We start from the raw sequence: 16,211 nt of genomic DNA on the forward strand, positions 1-16,211 counted from the left end.
AGGGAGGAGACGCATCGGCCACGAGCGGCCGGTCAGCCCTTGCGGCCCTGGCTCGCTACGCCCTCGATGAAGTAGCGCTGGCCGAAGGCGAACAGCAGCAGCATCGGGATGGTGACGATCAGGGCGGCGACCATCACGTACTGGTAGTCGCCGTGTCCGCCATTCGTGGGGCTGAACGTCGTCATGGCGTAAGAGATCCCGAGAGGAACCGTGAATCCTTCGACACCACCGGCATTCAGGTAGATCAGGGCGGCTTGCAGGTTGTTCCAACTCGCCTGGAACTCGAAGAGGAAGATGATGACGAACGACGGGATGCTGAGTGGCATCGCGATCCGCCTGAACAGTCCCCAGTAGCTCGCGCCGTCGAGCCTGGCCGCCTCGAACAGCTCCCGGGGGAGCCCGAGGAAGAATTGTCTCTGCAAGAAGATGTAGAACGCGGAGCCGAACAGATTCATCCCGAACAGAGGCACCCAGGTGCCCACGAGACCCAGGTTCTTCCAGATGAGGTACTGCGGCACCATCGTCACAGCGCCGGGGAGCATCATCGTCGCGAGCACGAGGCCGAACAGAAAGGTGCGGCCCGGGAACCGGAAGTAGGCGAAGCCGAAGGCGACGATCGAGCTCGAGATCGACACCAGGCCGGCCGCCAGAAGCGCGATGACGATACTGTTGCCGATCCAGGAGAGCAGTGGGAGCTTCTCCCACACTTCTGCGTAGTTCTGGGGGCTGAAGGTCTGCGGCCAGAGAGCGTTGTCAAATACTTCGTCGCGCGGTTTGAGACTCGCGGCGAGGAGCCACGCGAACGGGTACAGGAAGAGCAGGCCGAACGCGACGGAGATGATCCACAGGGCTGTTTTGCGGAGAACGGACCGCGGCTTGTACCACCGGTCGCGCGGCGCCCTCGCGATCGGACGGAGCGGCGGCGTCTCGACGTCGTTCGCGAGCGCGGCGGCAGCAGGGGCGGACTGGGTTGCCGACGTCATCACTTGTCTCCCTCGTAGTAGACGAACCGATTGCTGAACTTCACCTGCACGAGTGTGATGATCAGGATGATGACGAAGAGCAACCACGCCATGGCCGCCGCGAAGCCGAAGTTGAACTGCCGGAACGCCTGCTGGAACAGGTAGACGCCGTAGAACAGCGACGATTCGGGGGAGGAGTTGGTCTGGTCGCGCCAGAAGAGCAGGTACGCCTGGTCGAAGACCTGCAGCGCCGCGATGGTGAGAACGATGACGTTGAAGAAGATCGATGCCGAGATCATCGGGATGGTGATCGTGAAGAACTGCCTGATCGGGCCGGCGCCGTCGATGGACGCCACCTCGTAGAGGTCGCGTGGCACGTTCTTGAGTGCCGCCAGGAAGATCACCATCGTGCCGCTCACACCCCACAGGGTCATCAGGACGATGGACGGCTTCACCCAATTCGGGTCGATGAGCCACTGCGGTCCCTGGATGCCGACCGCCGCCAGCGCCTTATTGATCGCCCCGGTGTTGCCGTTCAGCAACAACAGGAAGACGGATGCGGTGGCCACCGCCGGCGTCATCTTCGGCAGGTAGTAGACGGTGCGGAAGACGCCAGCGCCACGGCCGACCCGGTTCAGCAATAGTGCCAGGAACAGCGCGAAGATGATCTCGAGCGGTACCGCCATCACCGCGTAGAACAGCGTGTTGCCCAGCGAGAGGGCGACGCGCGGATCGTTGAACAGCTCGACGTAGTTGTCGACGCCGGCCGGTGACGCCGAGTTCGTCGCCAGGTTGTAGTCGCTGAACGAGATGACCAGGCTGTACGCCATCGCGCCGAGCGTGAAGACCAGGAAGCCGATGATCCAAGGGCTGATGAAGAGGTAGCCGGCGATGGCTTCACGCCTGTTGTACTTCGGCGGTCGTCGGCGCCCGGACCCCGAATTGATCGCGCGGGTGTTCGCGCGCGATCGCGTGTGAACGGCTGTACGAGTGTCGTGGGCAGTCATTCTGACGGTCCCTTCCGTCGCCGCTCACAGGTGCAGTTCGAGCGGGCGACCAGAATCTACGTCCGTGCGATGAGTACATCAACGGAATGTACAGAACCGTTTCGACGGCGTAGGGGTGCGCGGCACAGCCTCCGTCAGCAATGCTTCATCGTGCGGCCGCGAGTGCCTCCTCCTCTTCTAAGAGGTAGAGACCGCGGGAGCTGTTCGAGGCGAGGGTGAGTCGTTCGAGCCATTCCGAGTTCATGTTCGCGTGCTGAGCATCCTGATACCAGAAACGGATCGGGATGGAAGGATCGATCCAGATCGACGTGTAGTGGCCGTCCGCGCTCTGCCAGCTGAAGAAGAAGCCTTCGTGGCGCCGGAGTTTCAACCCGATGACGATCTGCAAGTGCGCGAGAGTTCGGTCGTCGAACCCTTTTTCATAACCCGATCCGTACACCATGGTGCCCATGATCGATCACTTCCCGACCCGTCTGGAGGCGCACACGAACGCTGCTCGTCATCGTCCGGGGTCCGGCGGCGGCGACAGGCTCGCGTTCCGCTGCTACGCGGTGTGGCATCTCAAGTCTGCACCTGTTCCAAGCGTTCGAACCCACGTTCGGCCTTCCCTTTTCCTCCGATTTTCAGCGGCTGTCAATCGCCTGCCGGTCCGCGCGTCCAGGCGTTGTGTGGCGCCAACCACCTCAAAGGGGTGTGAAGGAGGTCCCCAAATGTCTACTATCGGCGCCAGCGAAGAGCTGGCCGACGCGCCATCACCGGAAGACCCGCGCAAGCCCAGCCGGCCGACAAAGCTGCAGAAGCAGTCCTGGAAGCTGGTCATCCGCAAATCGTTCCGCGAGTTCATCACCGATCAGTGCACCGACATCGCCGCAGCGCTGACGTACTACGCCGTGCTGAGCCTGTTTCCCGCACTGATCGCACTCGTCTCACTCCTCGGCGTCTTCGGCCAGGGGAAGAAGGGTGCCGATGCTTTGCTCAGCATTGTGCGTGACGTGGCGCCGGGTTCGACGGCCAACCTCATCCGTGGCCCGATCGAGAGCTTTGCGAGCTCGCCTGCCGCGGGCTTCGCGTTGGTCGCCGGAATCGTGGTCGCCATCTGGTCGGCCTCGGGATACGTCGGTGCGTTCTCCCGCGCGATGAACCGCATCTATGAGATCGATGAGGGGCGACCGTTCTGGAAGCTCAAGCCGCAGCAGCTTCTCGTCACCGTGATCGCGATCGTGCTCGTCTTGATCGTCGCCCTGATTCTCGTGGTCTCCGGACCTGTGACGTCGGCGATCGGATCGACGCTCGGCATCGGCGAGGTGCCCCAGATCGTCTGGTCGATCGTCAAATGGCCCGTGCTGCTTTTCGTGGTGGTATTGATCCTCGCGATCCTGTACTACGCCACGCCGAACGCCAAGCAGCCGAAGTTCAAGTGGATGAGCATGGGCGCTCTCCTCGCGCTGCTCATCCTGGCGATCGCCACCTTGCTGTTCGGTCTGTATGTGGCCAACTTCTCGAACTACGACAAGACCTACGGTTCGCTTGCGGGTGTCATCGTCTTCCTCCTGTGGCTCTGGATCGCCAACCTCGCGCTGCTGTTCGGCGCCGAGTTCGACGCGGAGACGGAACGAGGTCGTCAGCTTCAGGCCGGAATCGAGGCCGAAGAGCAGATCCAACTGCCGCCGCGCGACACCAGACAGAGCAAAAAGGCTGCCGACAAGGAGGAGAAGGATGTCGCTGCGGCGCGCGTACTCCGGGAGCAGCACGACGACGGCGATACACCAGAAGGGAGCGGCAGCCGCACGCGGAGGAAGGAGAAGTGAATCGACCGGAGCCGTCGATCGGGTTCGGGGACTGCCTAGCCGGCCAACCTTTGTTGCTGTCAGACTGGGTGGGTGAGGGAACGGGACGTCGAGGTTGTCGAGGGACCGCGCGTGGAGACGCGTGCTGAGACGCCCACCCTCGGCATCCGGGAGACCGTGCCGTTCCGCACGATGCTCTCGAACCGAGACCGGTTGCTGGGCGAGCTCATCGAGTGGTTGACGGCGCACGACGTCGAACCCACGGGGCCGTTCTTCCTGCGGCTGCATGTCGTTGATATGGCGGGTTCGATGGATATCGAGGTGGGGGTCGTCAGCGCTGCTTCGACCACGGCCGATCAGCGAGTCAGAGCAGGAGTGATTCCCGCTGGTCGCTACGCGCTGCTCGACTACCAGAACACCTCATTGCCCGCGAATCGAATGCTGATCAGGTGGGTGAGCGAGCAAGGTCTTTCATTCGACTCACATGGGTCTTCGGAGGGTGATGTGTTCGCTGCTCGCTGCGAGATCTACGTGACGGATCCACGCACAGAGCGCAGAAAGACGCGCTGGGTCGTGCAACTCGCCTTCCTCCTCCGCGACGGCGCCCCTTAGTCAGACGCGCCTGCTGCCTGTGAACATCCGGACGAGGAAGACGATGGCTGCGATGACGAGGAGCACGATGCCCACCCAGAGCAAGAAATTCAGGGAGGAAACGAAGCCTCCCGTAAACAAGAGGATGACGGCTATCACAGCGATGATGATGAGGAGAATATTCATGAGGGCAAACCTTTCTGATTCCTTATTGATCGTCCAAGGCAACTCTTTGCGGAGCTGAGGCACCACACCCTTGGGGGTGTAATGTGCTCGCATGCCGACGACGGTCGCCGCACCGCGCAAGCCGTTCACGATTGCGCTCGTGGACGACTACGACGTGGTGCTGATCGGGTTGGCGCACATGTTCGACGACTACCACGACAAGGTCGTCGTAGCTGAAATCGACGCGAACGCGCCGCTCGACGAGTCGATCGATATCGTCCTGTACGACGCGTTCGCCCAACCCGAGTCCCGTCACGAACAGATTGGCGAGCTCGTTAAGAATCCGCGTGCTCGTCACGTAGCGGTTTACACCTGGAACTTCCATCCGGAGCTCATTGACAGCGCCCGAAGGCAAGGCGTCCACGGATACCTCTCGAAAAAGCTGTCAGCAGGTGAACTCGTCGCTGCGCTGGAAGCGGTACATGCGGGGGAGATCGTGGTGAGCGAATCGCCAACGCATGTGCGAAGCGCGGAGGGGCTCGATTGGCCGGGAAAGCGTGAAGGGATAACCGACCGGGAGTCCGAGATCCTGGCGTTGATCACGCAGGGCAAGAGCAACGCAGCCGTGGCGGAGCTCACCTACCTCAGCCCCAACACGGTGAAGTCATACATTCGGAACATCTACCGCAAGATCGGCGCCGAAAGCCGGACGCAGGCCGTACTCTGGGGCGTCGACCACGGTTTCACCCCCGATCATCGGCGGATCGAACGCTGGCTTACAGGTGGAAAGCCTTAGCGTGGGAGCGCAGCCGGGGCCGCTGGAAGAGCGGCCGACAGGAACATTTCTATGACGTGTGCAACGCGATCGGGCGCGGTCTGCTGAACAAGATGGTGACCGGGTACTGCTGCGAATGACGACAGCGGTGCACGATCGGCGAGCTCGCGACACCATCCTTCGCTCGAGATCGGATCCTTGTCGCCGCGGAGCACCAGGAACGGTTGGGCCAGGTCGTCGACGCGCTCCTCGATCGCGTAGCCGAGCATCGGACGGAGCTCCTTCAGATACCACCGCGGCCCGCACCGAAGGTAGTCCGTGAACACGATCGCATTCACGGACGGTGGTTCCGCCAGAGTGTCGCGCGCGAGCGCGGCGCTCTGCTGGACGACTGTGCGCCGCGCGCGCTCCACAACCGGTCCGATCACGACCACGCGCGAAACAATGTCTGGCCTCATTCTCGCGAGCTCAACCGCGAACTGCGCGCCCATCGACTGACCGACAACGACGCAGTCCCCGATTCCCAGCGCATCCAGCGCCCGTCCAATCACGTGCGCGTATCTTTCGACCGAAAGCCGCGTTCCTGGCTTCGCCGTTCCCCCGAATCCAGGAAGGTCGAACGCCACGACGTGCCCCCGAACACTCAGAACGCGACACAATTTCGAGAAATAGCGGTGCGACATCCCGATACCGTGAAGGAGCACGAAGACCGGGCCTCCGCTCGCGCCGGCCCGGTGGACCCGGAAGTTCAAGCCGCCTACGTCGGCACGCGCGCGCGGTCTCAAGCTGTGACCTTCAGCTGTCGAATCATCGGCCGAGGCCGACTCTGTCGACCTTGCGGTGGTACCGCATTCCTGCGACCCCGCCGAGCAGAGCTCCCGCAAGACTGATGATGGCGACAGCGATCGCCGTGATGATTCCGGCGACGGTGAGGTCGCCCTCGTTGAGAGGGATGCGCGGGAAGCTGTTGAGGTTGCCGAGCACGTTGAATTGAGCTCCGGCGATCGCTGACAAGATGGCGACGACGACAGCGATGATGACCGCCCACAACCAGACGGCAAGCCCCTGCTTGAGACCATCGAAGCGGGACATCCGGCCGGCGACGTAGCCGCCACAGAAATAGGCGACGAAGAGCACGACCACCACCGCGATGATGCCGATGATGCCGATGGTGTTCGGGTCCTTGGTGGCGGCGTCCGTCGCATCGGATGCCGACGTGTTTGTGGCCAGGCCCGCCGCGGCACCCGCTGCAGCGACCAGCGCGGTCAGGAGCACGGCTGTGCCGGTGGCGGTGAGCCAACCGAAGAACGCCGACCCGAACTTCATGCCACCGAAGCGTTCCTTTTCGCGTTCGACGACGTCATGGCGGAGTGTCGCTTCGCTATCGATCGGGACGGCCGCGCGCGTCTCATCACGTTCGTACACTGGTTCCCCGGGTTGCCGCTGGGGGTTGGGCTGTTGATCGGCGTTGGTCATCGCATTCTCCCTCGGTCGGTACGCGCACGCTCTGAGCGTTATGCGCGCTGGCGGCCGGAGCATTCCGTGTCGGCCGACCTGGGCACTACCGTAGGCGGCGACTTCTCAAAGGAGAGCGGGTTGACTGTCCGGGAATGAATGGTAACCGCGCGAAGCGAGTCAGTCGCCGGCGACTTCTTTCGATTCCTTTCCCGTGATTCAGACGGTGAGCAGGACCTTGGTGGCGCGGCGCTCGTCCATCGCACGGTAGCCTTCGGCCGCATCCTGGAGGGGAAGAGCGAGGTCGAACACCGTACCGGGGTCGATCTCGCGGTCCCAGATCCGCTGGATGAGGTCGGGCAGAAAGCGCCGTACGGGCGCCGGTCCACCGTGCAGGTGCACAGCGGAGAAGAACAGCTCGTCGCCAGCGAGTTCGACGTCGTGAGAGACGCCGACGTAGCCGACGTGCCCGCCGGCGCGGGTCGCGCGGATGGCCTGCATCATCGACTCCTGCGTGCCGACCGCCTCGATCACGGAGTGCGCACCGAGTCCGTCGGTGAGCTCTCGGATCTTCGCGACTCCGGCATCCCCGCGCTCTTCGACGATGTCCGTGGCACCGAATTCCCGGGCAAGCGCCTGCCGGTCGGCGTGACGCGACATGGCGATGATCCGCTCGGCGCCGAGCTGCTTGGCGGCCAGGATGCCGAGAAGTCCGACCGCTCCGTCGCCGACCACTGCGACGGTCTTTCCGGGTGCGGCCTCGGCGGCCACCGCGGCGAACCATCCTGTTCCGAGCACGTCGGATGCGGCGAGGAGGGACGGGATGAGGTCGACATCCGGCTGACCGGGGGTCGCCACCAGAGTGCCGTCGGCCAGTGGGATTCGGGCGTATTCCGCCTGCGTGCCGATGGCGCCCAGAGGCACTGCGTGGATGCAGCGGGACTGGTATCCCGCCTGGCAGATCTCGCAGGTGTTGTCGGATGCGAAGAACGATCCCACAACGAAATCGCCGACCTTGATGTTCTTCACGGCGGAGCCGATCTCGGTGACGGTGCCGACGTACTCGTGGCCCATCGGGTTGTGGTCAACGGGCTCGAGGCCGCGATACGGCCACAGGTCGGAGCCGCAGATGCATGAGGCGGCGAGGCGGATGATCGCGTCGGTGGGCTCGATGATGGTCGGGTTCTCGCGCTCTTCGACGCGGACGTCGCCGGGGGCGTACATGATGACTCCACGCATGAGGTGGTTCTCCTTCAGTTGTTGACGGTCGAGCGGATGGCGGTCTCGGTTCGGTCGGTGTGATGGGTGGCAGGGGACGAGCGGCGGCGCAACACGATCAGCGCGCACGCTGCGAGAAGCACGGCGACCACAGTGACGATGCCGAGGGGAAGATGCTCGTCGCGCCGGCGACGCCGACCAAGGGCGCGGCGATGCCGCCGAACCCGAAGCGGACCATGCCGAGCAGGGATGACGCGGTTCCAGCGATGCGGGGATACTCAGCGAGCGCCAGCGTCGTGGCCGGGGAGAGGAGATCGCCACTCCGCTCGCCAATGCGAAGAGGGCGACGATCACCACCCACAGGGGCATCGCGGCCAGACCGGAGACGAGAAGTCCCGCCGCGCCGGCCCCCGCGACGCCGACGCCGACGATGAGCGTCCCGCGGATGCTCCACCTTTCGGCGCTGCGCCCCGCCAGGTAGCCGAACACCATGAAGCCCGCGGAGTTGAGGCCGAAGGCGAGCGCGTACGCCTGGGGAGAGAGGCCGTAGATGTCCTGGAGGACGAAAGTCGCTCCGGACAGGTAGGCGAACAGTGCCGCGTAGAGGAACCCCTGGTTGAGGACAGCGCCGAGGAAGATGCGATCGGCGATCAAGGTGCGGAAGTCGTGGAGGCTGTGCGACCATCCGCCCGTTATCCGATCCTGTGGGGCCAACGTCTCTCGGAACACCGACAACGTCGCGATCAGGATGGCGGCGCCGATCAGGGAGAGGAAGAGGAACAGCCCTCGCCAGTCGAACACGGTGTTGAGCAGCCCGCCGAGGAGGGGCCGACGACGGCGGCCAGCCCGCCGACGACCGTCAACCGCCCGTAGAACCGGATCAACTGGCGTCCCGAGTAGATGTCGCGGCCCGCTGCCTGCGCGACCACGATGCCGACACCGCCCGCGAGTCCTTGCACGAGCCGGGCGACGATCAGGATCCCCACGGTCGGGGCTGCCGCGCAGAGTGCGGAGACGACGATGTACGCGGCGATCCCGATCAACAGCACCCCGCGACGGCCGAACCGATCGGACAGCGGACCGGCGATGAGTTGACCGGCGGCGAGTCCGATCAGGCACGCCGTCACTGTCAGCTGTGCGACGGAGGTCGCCGCGCCGAGTTCCCCGGTGAGTGCGGGCAGCGCAGGCAAATAGAGGTCCATCGAGATCGGCCCGAAGACGGTCAGCAGCAGCAAGAGGGTCGGCAACAGGCGACTGGGCCTCGGGATGTTCGTGTGGGTGCTCGCATCGGACATACCAACAGCCTGATCGGCCCGTCACGCGAGAGGAGTCCCTGACGAGAGGTGTACCGTCAGGGCCTCCCTCCGGCCACGGCGTCGGCCTACCCTTCCTCTATGGACAATCGGGCCGAGATCCGGGACTTCCTCATGAGTCGCCGCGCACACGTGACGCCGGAGGCGGCTGGCATCAGCACGGTCGGCAATCGTCGAGTCGCCGGTCTGCGGCGCAGCGAGGTGGCCGATCTGGCCGGGGTCAGTGTCGAGTACTACGCGAAACTGGAGCGTGGTGCGATCGCCGGCGCATCCGCATCCGTGCTGCACTCCCTCGCGAACGCGCTGCAACTGGATGAGACCGAACGCGCGCACCTGCTCGATCTCGCGCGCGCAGCCGACGGCGTCCCCGCTGGCGGCCGCTCGCGGCGTCGTAGCACCAAGGTCGCTGTTCCGCGCCCGAGCCTGCAGTGGGCGCTCGACTCGATCATCGACGCCGTCGCGTTCGTGCGCGATCCGCGGCAGAACATGCTCGCTACGAACGAGCTCGGACGCGCCTTCTACTCGCCGGTGATCGGCGACGGGGGTCGCACGCCGAACCTGGCCCGATTCCAGTTCCTCGATCCTGTCTCCCGCGACTTCTATCCGGACTGGGACCGTATGGCGGAGATGTGCGTCAACATCATCCGCGCGGAGGCCGGGCGGGACCCGCACGACAAGGCGATCCAGGATCTCGTCGGCGAGCTCTCGACGCGCAGCGACACTTTCCGTCGACTCTGGGCGGCGCACAACGTCCGCACGCACGGGGCCGGAACGAAACGGTTCGTGCATCCGATCGTCGGCGAGCTCGTGCTGTCGTATGAGGAGTTCGCCGTCACCGCGGAAGCGGGCAACGTAATGCTGATCTACTCAGCGGAGCCCGGATCGGAGTCGGCAAAGCGACTGCGGCTGCTGGGCTCCTGGGCCGCGGAGCAGACCGCCGCCCCCGGAAGCAGTGAAGTGAGCCCAACGCGGTCAACGCCCTCTTAACTAGGCGGATCCGTCTATGTGCAAAGTGGCACGTTCGCGGGTTCGGTCAGCAGCGAAGAAGGCCTCTTCCTCGACCATCCACCGCTCCCACAGGGCACGGTGGGACTCACCATCGCGCTCGATCCCTCGCGCAAGACGTTGGCCGGGTGACGCTTCAATCCACACGCTGCACGCGAGCTCATCCGCGATCGCTCGTCGGCTACACGTCACTCCCTCGAGCACGATGACAGGATTCCACGGCACGGTACGCCATTCGCCCAACGCATCCCCGAACTCGTCTCCCTCCCAGTCGCGAGCCTGATACACCGCATCGCGCCCTTCGAGAAGCGGCCCGAGCACCTGCTCTTCGAACCGAGGCCACCACGCCCCGAAATGCTCCCAGGTCACGAAGTCGTCGATAGGAACCAGCGGAGCTTTCAGGCGCGCGGCGAGCAGGGAGGCGAAGGTGCTCTTGCCCGAGCCGGATGGGCCATCGACCGCAACCAGCCGGGTGCGAGCTGTCGAGACGGAAAGGCGCTTCTCGATTTCAGCGATTGCGGAAGGAAGATCAGGGCGCATGGTGGGCCTCCTCCCCGTCCGAGATAGAACCTACCCCGTGAAAGAGCCCGCATCCCGAACCCAGGGATGAGTGCGGTCGACGATGTCGGGCAGTCCGCAGATTGCGTCATGCGGTTAGGGTGGGGGCGTGCAGCCGGAATCACGAGACATGGTCTTCCTCAACGGTGGTTCGTTCACGATGGGATCGGACGACTTCTATCCCGATGAGCGACCGGTTCACGAGCGTGCGGTGAGCGCCTTCTGGATCGATCGCTACGAAGTCACCAACGCGCTCTTCGCAGAGTTCGTGGACGACACCGGTTACGTCACTGTTGCCGAGCGGGACCTCGATCCGGCCGAGTTCCCCGGTGCGGACCCCGCCGATCTCGTTCCCGGGGCCATGGTCTTCGCGCCGACCTCGGGCCCCGTTGATCTGCGCAACTGGCGCAACTGGTGGAGGTGGACGCCGGGAGCGTTCTGGCGCAAGCCGTTCGGACCAGGCTCGTCGATCGACGACCGCTTGGAGCATCCGGTCGTGCATGTCGCCTATGAGGACGCGACCGCTTATACGGAGTGGGCCGGTCTGCGGTTGCCGACCGAGGCCGAACACGAGTATGCGGCTCGCGGAGGTATCGAGGGTGCGAGATTCGCCTGGGGCGACGAGGTCTACCCGGGCGGGGTCGCGCAGGCGAACTCCTGGCTTGGCCGCTTCCCCTACGACAACCAGGGCGTCGGCGGCACCGCTCCTGTGGGTTCGTACCCCGCCAACGGATTCGATCTCTTCGACATGACCGGCAACGTCTGGGAGTGGACGAGCGACTACTACACGCCGCGCCACCTGCGCCTGTCGGACAAGCCGGTGGATGCCGGCAAACGATCGAATCTGCTCGCGACAGCGAGCGCCCAGCCCGAGTTTCCCGCCATACCGCGCCGTGTGCTCAAGGGTGGATCGCACCTGTGCTCGCCGGACTACTGCCTGCGTTTCCGACCGGCCGCGCGCTCACCTCAGGCCGAAGACACGGGCATGTCGCATATCGGGTTCCGCTGCGTTCGGGATGCGTGAACTGAGCTTCAGGATGCGCTCGGGAACACCTCTGACCAGTCGTCTTTCACACTGACAGCCGTGTAGCCCCGCGCATCCGCCTCTGCCAGCGCTCGCTCGGCACCCTTGTCGTACGGGACGTCCCCTCGGCCGGTGTCGTCGTCATGGTGCACGAGCAGCGCGAATCCGGCACCGTGGTTGCGGGTGAAGTCGAGCATGGGCATATCGCCGTTGGCGTTACCGGCTGCGAACAGGGGTCGTCGTCCGATGCGGCTCCAGATGCGGGCAGGCTTCTCCGGCCCGTCGTCGAAGAAGTCCAGTGACCCGCCGTACCGCACCTCACCGGATGCCTCGTCGTAGGTCAACCCGTATGCCGACCCCACGACGCGTTCGGGCGGGACGCCGTAGTAGTCCTCCGCGATGGGTCGCATGAAGTCGCGTTCTGCAGCGGAGACGATGTAGCAGGTGAATCCGTTCGCCTCCAAGTAGCGCAGGAGTTCGACCATCGGCCGGTAGACGGTCTGGGCGAACGGTCGATCGAGTAATGGGTGATGCCCTTTGCGATAGAACTCCGCCGCAGAGGCCGCGTAGCCGTCGACGCTGGTATTCTCGGTCACCCCGACGAGCGCACCGATGAGTGTCCGGAGATCACTGTCGTCTCCCGCGTAGTGCTTGTCGACGGATGCGGCGATCCAGGACATGTCACCGCTGGCAACTGCGGTGTACGGCTGTTCTTGCGCGAGTGACGGATCGGCGCGCAGACGCGCACGCCACTGCTCCACGACGTAGAGCAACTGCGTGGGCATCGGCTTCTCGATCCAGAGCGTGCCGTCGTTGTCGAAAACGGCGACGCGCTCCTCGACCGGCACGGGATGCGCACCCGTCGTGACGGACGCGACGAAGGACTCGATCGCCGAGCGGGTGTCGGTATCGCGCCACGAAGGCAGCAGGTCATCGGGCATCGGGAGTCTCCTCAGTGGCGGCGACGGCGACGGGCTTTCGGTCAGAGTCAACACCAGATGGGTCTATCCGCATAGCTTTTCGGTTGCTACGTTGACCGCATCGCTGCTCGATACGAGGGAGTTGGTTATGGCCGAGAAACCGAACATCATTCTCTTCATGTCCGATGATGTCGGATGGGGTGACCTGGGCTGCTACGGCGGCGGGGAGAACCGCGGAGCGCCGACTCCGAACCTTGATCGACTAGCTGCCGAGGGCCTTCAGTTCATGTCCTTCTATGGGCAGCCGAGCTGCACGCCGGGCCGCGCAGCGGCGCTGACGGGGCGGCTGCCGATCCGCAGCGGCATGACGACCGTGGCGTTCCCCGGCGACGGCGGGGTCTCCCCGCTGGCGAATGGACACTCGCCAGCGTGCTCAAGAAGGCGGATTACGACACGTGCCACATCGGCAAGTGGCACCTGGGGGAGTCGGACTACTCGATGCCCACGGCGCAGGGCTTCGACGAGATGTACAACACGTCGCTCTATCACCTGAACGCTTACACGTACACGTCAAAGGTCTACAACCCCGACTTCCCGTTCGACGACGAAGCAACCATGAAGATGTGGGGCAACGTGATCGGGGCGCTCGAGGGGAAAGTGGGCGAGGAGCCGCACGAGGTCGAGAAGATCGATCCATCGAACATCCCGTTCATCGACGAGAAGTCGACGAACATCGCCCTCGACTACCTCGATTCCCATGCGAACGGTGACAACCCGTTCTTCCTTTACTTGAACACTGCCAAGCTGCACCAGCCGAACCTGCCGCATCCCGACTTCGAGGGCGCATCCCTCGGCAAGTCCAAGTACCTCGACTCTCTCGTCGAGCTCGACCATCGGGTGGGACAGGTCATCGACAAGGTTCGCGAGCTCGGCATCGCCGAGAACACACTCATCGTCTGGACGACCGACAACGGCGCCTGGCAGGACGTCTATCCCGACTGCGGATATACGCCGTACCGAGGGACGAAGGGCACCGACTACGAGGGTGGCAGTCGCGTACCCGCGATCGCCTGGTGGCCGGGGACCATCGAAGCGGGACGTCGCAACTCCGACATCGTCGGATCCCTCGACTTCATGGCCACCTTCGCCAGCATCGCCGGCGTCGAGCTGCCCACCGAGGATCGCGACGGAGAGCCGACGATCTTCGACAGCTTCGACCAGACCGCCCTGTTGAAGGGCGAGGCTCCTTCGGCACGCGATCACTGGCTCTACATGACCGAGACGGAGATGATCCCCGGCGCGGTGCGGATCGGCAAATGGAAGGCGATCTGGAACGTTCGCGACCACTGGCGTGGGCCGTCCTCGTACACCGCCATCGTTCCGGAGCTGTTCGACCTGTGGCAGGACCCTCAGGAGCGCTACGACATCTTCATGACGAGTTTCGCCGAGAAGACCTGGCAGGCTCCCCAGATGGCGGCTCGACTGCTGAGCATCTTGCCCACATACAAGCAGTATCCGAACCGACCTCTGCAGACAGCCGGAATCAGTTATGCGATGTTCGAAGTGGACGACGCACAGGTGCAACAGCAGGTCAGCAGGATGGTGCACGGTCTGTCGTCGTCGAATTAGAGGGCATTCGCCGGGGCCACGTGCCACAAGGCTCGGCCTCAAGCTACTCGCGTTCGACCAGGAGGTGGCGTTCCAGGGCGACCGCGATCGCATCCTCCCGACCCGAGACGCCGAGCTTTCGATAGGTGCTGCGGAGCTGCGTCTTGACCGTATTGGTGGAGACGACGAGGGCGGCAGCGATCTCCGAGATGGAACCGGTTTCCATGAGTTGCTCCAGCACGGCGAGTTCGCGACCGCTGAGCAGGAGGTCTGGTTCCACATCCTGAAGCAGCGGCCGCACAGGGAGGTCGGCCGTCACGTGGCCGAAGCCGGCGGAGTCGAGCGCTTCGACGACACGGGCGAGGTCACGAGGCGGGAGAAGAGCGATGGCCAGTCGCTGCTCCGACTGATCGAGAAGAGCGCCGAGACGTTGCACCAAGCGCTCCCGGCGCGGCGTCGGTGAGATTCGCAGCAGAACGGCCGTCTCGATCGCCGCGGATTCCGCCGCCTGGCGGGTGGTCGGGTATTTGTCGGCGAGCGACCGGAGCTCGTTGAGGGCGGTTCCCGTCTGCCCGAGAGCGAGCGCGACGCGGGCAGCCTCGACGCTCGCGGTGACCCCGACAGGAAGGTCGCGTTTGATGATCGCGGCTGCAGCGGCCGGATTGCCCAGGGCGAGTTGGAGGATTGCGCGGAACCGCGCGAGCTCAGTGCGTGTGGGGTTGGTGCGCCCGTGCGGGCCGCGGAGCGCGGCGAACGCGTCGAGCCCCGCGAGTCCTGCCCCGGGCGTTCCATTCACCAGTTCGGTCAGCGCCTCCATCTGGGCGATGGTCGCCCACCGCTCGTTGCCATTACGACCGGTGGGCGTGTCCAGGAGGAGTCGTGCGAGTTGTGTGCGTGCCGTGTCGGCATCGAACCGCTCGAGCGCCAAAATCGCCTCGGCGACGCGGTAGAAGGTGCCGGAATACCCGTCCCGCTGCTGATCGGTCCACGGTCCGGTGCGCGCGTAGTCGATGTGTTCACGGGCCTGCGGGAGGTCGCCGCGGATCGCGTTGATGCCGGCGAGCAGCGAGAGGGCGCCCATCCCGTTCGACGGTGGCGTCGTCGGTGCCTCAGCCAGCCCACGCTCGGCCGCATCCAACGCTTCCGCGAGCAGACCGCTGTAGTACAGGGCTGTGCCGATCACCGAATACACCCGGGGAAGGTCCGTGACCGTCGCTCGATCATCCTCGCTGAGATCCTCGAGTATCCGAAGCGCTGCACGCGCCGCGGCGACGGAGCTGTCGGTGCGTCCGAGCAGTCGGAGCGCTCCGGCCTCAGCGGTCCGGATGTACAGCCGATCCACCGGGTTCAAATCAGAGTTACGGCTGGAGCGGGCGGCACGGATCGCCATCACGAAATACCGCAGGGCGCGAATCCGATGAAAGCGGAGGTTGTTGTAGACGATGCCGAGTTCCATCGCGAGCACCGGCTGGGTGCGCAGGATGTTCGCCGGAACACGCTCGAGCAGCTGACTGGTGCGCTCGCTGCCCTCGGCGGCAAGTACGAACCAGCCCGCGCGCACCGCGACGCACGCGGCGACCCAGTCTCCCCTGTCGACTGCGCTCTCCAAGGCCGCGAAATGATGCGCGCCGCTTCCGGTCGAACTGCCGGTCGTTACCGCCGGATCCGTGCCATCGTTCACTGGGGCCTCCACTTGCCATTATCGGGGAATCGTCAGCGGACTTGCACACACTGTGCAGGTTCGGGGTTCGATATGCGCACGCCGACCGCCGGTCCGCGATCAACTCCACAGCCTCCAGCGCTCGCCTCCGGCCCATCCCGGC

Annotated in this window: 16 protein-coding genes and 2 pseudogenes; 7 read left to right on the top strand and 11 right to left on the bottom strand. The window is 64.6% G+C overall.

Features of this window, described 5'->3' with window-relative positions:
• Positions 1-32 precede the first annotated feature (32 nt).
• From ACQ86A_RS04330 to ACQ86A_RS04340, 3 genes are all read right to left on the bottom strand, one after another.
• Entirely contained in the window at positions 33-983 is a 951-nt protein-coding gene (locus ACQ86A_RS04330; RefSeq protein WP_431279389.1) for a carbohydrate ABC transporter permease, read from the bottom strand.
• The gene (locus ACQ86A_RS04335) at positions 983-1,969 is read right to left on the bottom strand and encodes a carbohydrate ABC transporter permease (protein WP_431279390.1); all 987 of its coding nucleotides are present in this window, start codon (positions 1,967-1,969) and stop codon (positions 983-985) included. The genes ACQ86A_RS04330 and ACQ86A_RS04335 overlap by 1 nt, the downstream gene beginning before the upstream one ends.
• A gap of 145 nt (positions 1,970-2,114) precedes the next feature.
• The gene (locus ACQ86A_RS04340) at positions 2,115-2,420 is read right to left on the bottom strand and encodes an ATP-dependent DNA ligase (protein ID WP_431279391.1); all 306 of its coding nucleotides are present in this window, start codon (positions 2,418-2,420) and stop codon (positions 2,115-2,117) included.
• Positions 2,421-2,679: 259 nt separating this feature from the next.
• Between ACQ86A_RS04340 and ACQ86A_RS04345 the strand changes: the two genes are divergently transcribed.
• Together ACQ86A_RS04345 and ACQ86A_RS04350 are read left to right on the top strand one after the other, a co-directional pair.
• Positions 2,680-3,777, top strand: a complete 1,098-nt coding sequence (locus tag ACQ86A_RS04345; RefSeq protein WP_431279392.1) for a YihY/virulence factor BrkB family protein — start codon at positions 2,680-2,682, stop codon at positions 3,775-3,777.
• A 72-nt stretch (positions 3,778-3,849) separates the two neighbouring features.
• Positions 3,850-4,368 carry a GyrI-like domain-containing protein gene (locus ACQ86A_RS04350; RefSeq protein ID WP_431279393.1) on the top strand — a complete coding sequence of 173 codons (519 nt, stop codon included), beginning with the start codon at positions 3,850-3,852 and terminating at the stop codon, positions 4,366-4,368.
• Here the strand turns inward: ACQ86A_RS04350 and ACQ86A_RS04355 are convergent, their stop codons facing one another.
• Positions 4,369-4,533, bottom strand: coding sequence for a hypothetical protein (locus ACQ86A_RS04355; protein ID WP_431279394.1), 165 nt, complete (start codon positions 4,531-4,533; stop codon positions 4,369-4,371). It abuts the gene before it with no gap.
• Between the two features lie 91 nt (positions 4,534-4,624).
• Between ACQ86A_RS04355 and ACQ86A_RS04360 the strand changes: the two genes are divergently transcribed.
• The gene (locus ACQ86A_RS04360) at positions 4,625-5,308 is read left to right on the top strand and encodes a response regulator transcription factor (RefSeq protein ID WP_431279395.1); all 684 of its coding nucleotides are present in this window, start codon (positions 4,625-4,627) and stop codon (positions 5,306-5,308) included.
• Here ACQ86A_RS04360 and ACQ86A_RS04365 read toward each other — a convergent pair.
• The 4 genes and pseudogenes from ACQ86A_RS04365 to ACQ86A_RS04380 form a co-directional block, all read right to left on the bottom strand.
• Positions 5,305-5,970: an alpha/beta fold hydrolase gene (locus ACQ86A_RS04365; protein WP_431279396.1), complete on the bottom strand. Its 666-nt coding sequence runs from the start codon at positions 5,968-5,970 to the stop codon at positions 5,305-5,307. The genes ACQ86A_RS04360 and ACQ86A_RS04365 overlap by 4 nt on opposite strands.
• A 124-nt stretch (positions 5,971-6,094) precedes the next feature.
• Complete coding sequence (locus ACQ86A_RS04370) at positions 6,095-6,613, bottom strand: hypothetical protein (RefSeq protein WP_431279397.1); 519 nt, start codon at positions 6,611-6,613, stop codon at positions 6,095-6,097.
• A gap of 348 nt (positions 6,614-6,961) precedes the next feature.
• Positions 6,962-7,981 carry a zinc-dependent alcohol dehydrogenase family protein gene (locus tag ACQ86A_RS04375; protein ID WP_431280362.1) on the bottom strand — a complete coding sequence of 340 codons (1,020 nt, stop codon included), beginning with the start codon at positions 7,979-7,981 and terminating at the stop codon, positions 6,962-6,964.
• Between the two features lie 351 nt (positions 7,982-8,332).
• Positions 8,333-9,255, bottom strand: a pseudogene (locus ACQ86A_RS04380) (Bcr/CflA family efflux MFS transporter); the annotation flags it as partial.
• A 99-nt stretch (positions 9,256-9,354) separates the two neighbouring features.
• Between ACQ86A_RS04380 and ACQ86A_RS04385 the strand changes: the two are divergent.
• Entirely contained in the window at positions 9,355-10,260 is a 906-nt protein-coding gene (locus ACQ86A_RS04385) for a helix-turn-helix transcriptional regulator (protein ID WP_431279398.1), read from the top strand.
• On the opposite strand, the gene ACQ86A_RS04390 is transcribed toward ACQ86A_RS04385, so the two are convergent.
• Complete coding sequence (locus ACQ86A_RS04390) at positions 10,261-10,818, bottom strand: uridine kinase family protein (protein WP_431279399.1); 558 nt, start codon at positions 10,816-10,818, stop codon at positions 10,261-10,263.
• A 148-nt stretch (positions 10,819-10,966) separates the two neighbouring features.
• Here ACQ86A_RS04390 and ACQ86A_RS04395 point away from each other — a divergent pair, with 148 nt between their 5' ends.
• The gene (locus tag ACQ86A_RS04395) at positions 10,967-11,860 is read left to right on the top strand and encodes a formylglycine-generating enzyme family protein (protein ID WP_431280363.1); all 894 of its coding nucleotides are present in this window, start codon (positions 10,967-10,969) and stop codon (positions 11,858-11,860) included.
• A gap of 8 nt (positions 11,861-11,868) precedes the next feature.
• On the opposite strand, the gene ACQ86A_RS04400 is transcribed toward ACQ86A_RS04395, so the two are convergent.
• A complete protein-coding gene (locus tag ACQ86A_RS04400; RefSeq protein ID WP_431279400.1) occupies positions 11,869-12,801 on the bottom strand; it encodes an HAD family hydrolase in 933 nt (310 codons plus the stop codon).
• Between the two features lie 157 nt (positions 12,802-12,958).
• Here ACQ86A_RS04400 and ACQ86A_RS04405 point away from each other — a divergent pair.
• Both ACQ86A_RS04405 and ACQ86A_RS04410 read left to right on the top strand, forming a co-directional pair.
• Positions 12,959-13,099: pseudogene (locus ACQ86A_RS04405) on the top strand (sulfatase-like hydrolase/transferase); the annotation flags it as partial.
• Between the two features lie 110 nt (positions 13,100-13,209).
• On the top strand, positions 13,210-14,409 hold the full coding sequence (locus ACQ86A_RS04410; RefSeq protein ID WP_431279401.1) for a sulfatase-like hydrolase/transferase: 1,200 nt from the start codon (positions 13,210-13,212) through the stop codon (positions 14,407-14,409).
• Positions 14,410-14,452: 43 nt separating this feature from the next.
• On the opposite strand, the gene ACQ86A_RS04415 is transcribed toward ACQ86A_RS04410, so the two are convergent.
• Positions 14,453-16,069 carry a response regulator transcription factor gene (locus ACQ86A_RS04415; RefSeq protein WP_431279402.1) on the bottom strand — a complete coding sequence of 539 codons (1,617 nt, stop codon included), beginning with the start codon at positions 16,067-16,069 and terminating at the stop codon, positions 14,453-14,455.
• Between the last annotated feature and the right edge of the window lie 142 nt (positions 16,070-16,211).

Source organism: Leifsonia poae, from assembly GCF_050632195.1.
Classification (GTDB): Bacteria; Actinomycetota; Actinomycetes; order Actinomycetales; family Microbacteriaceae; genus Leifsonia; species Leifsonia poae_C.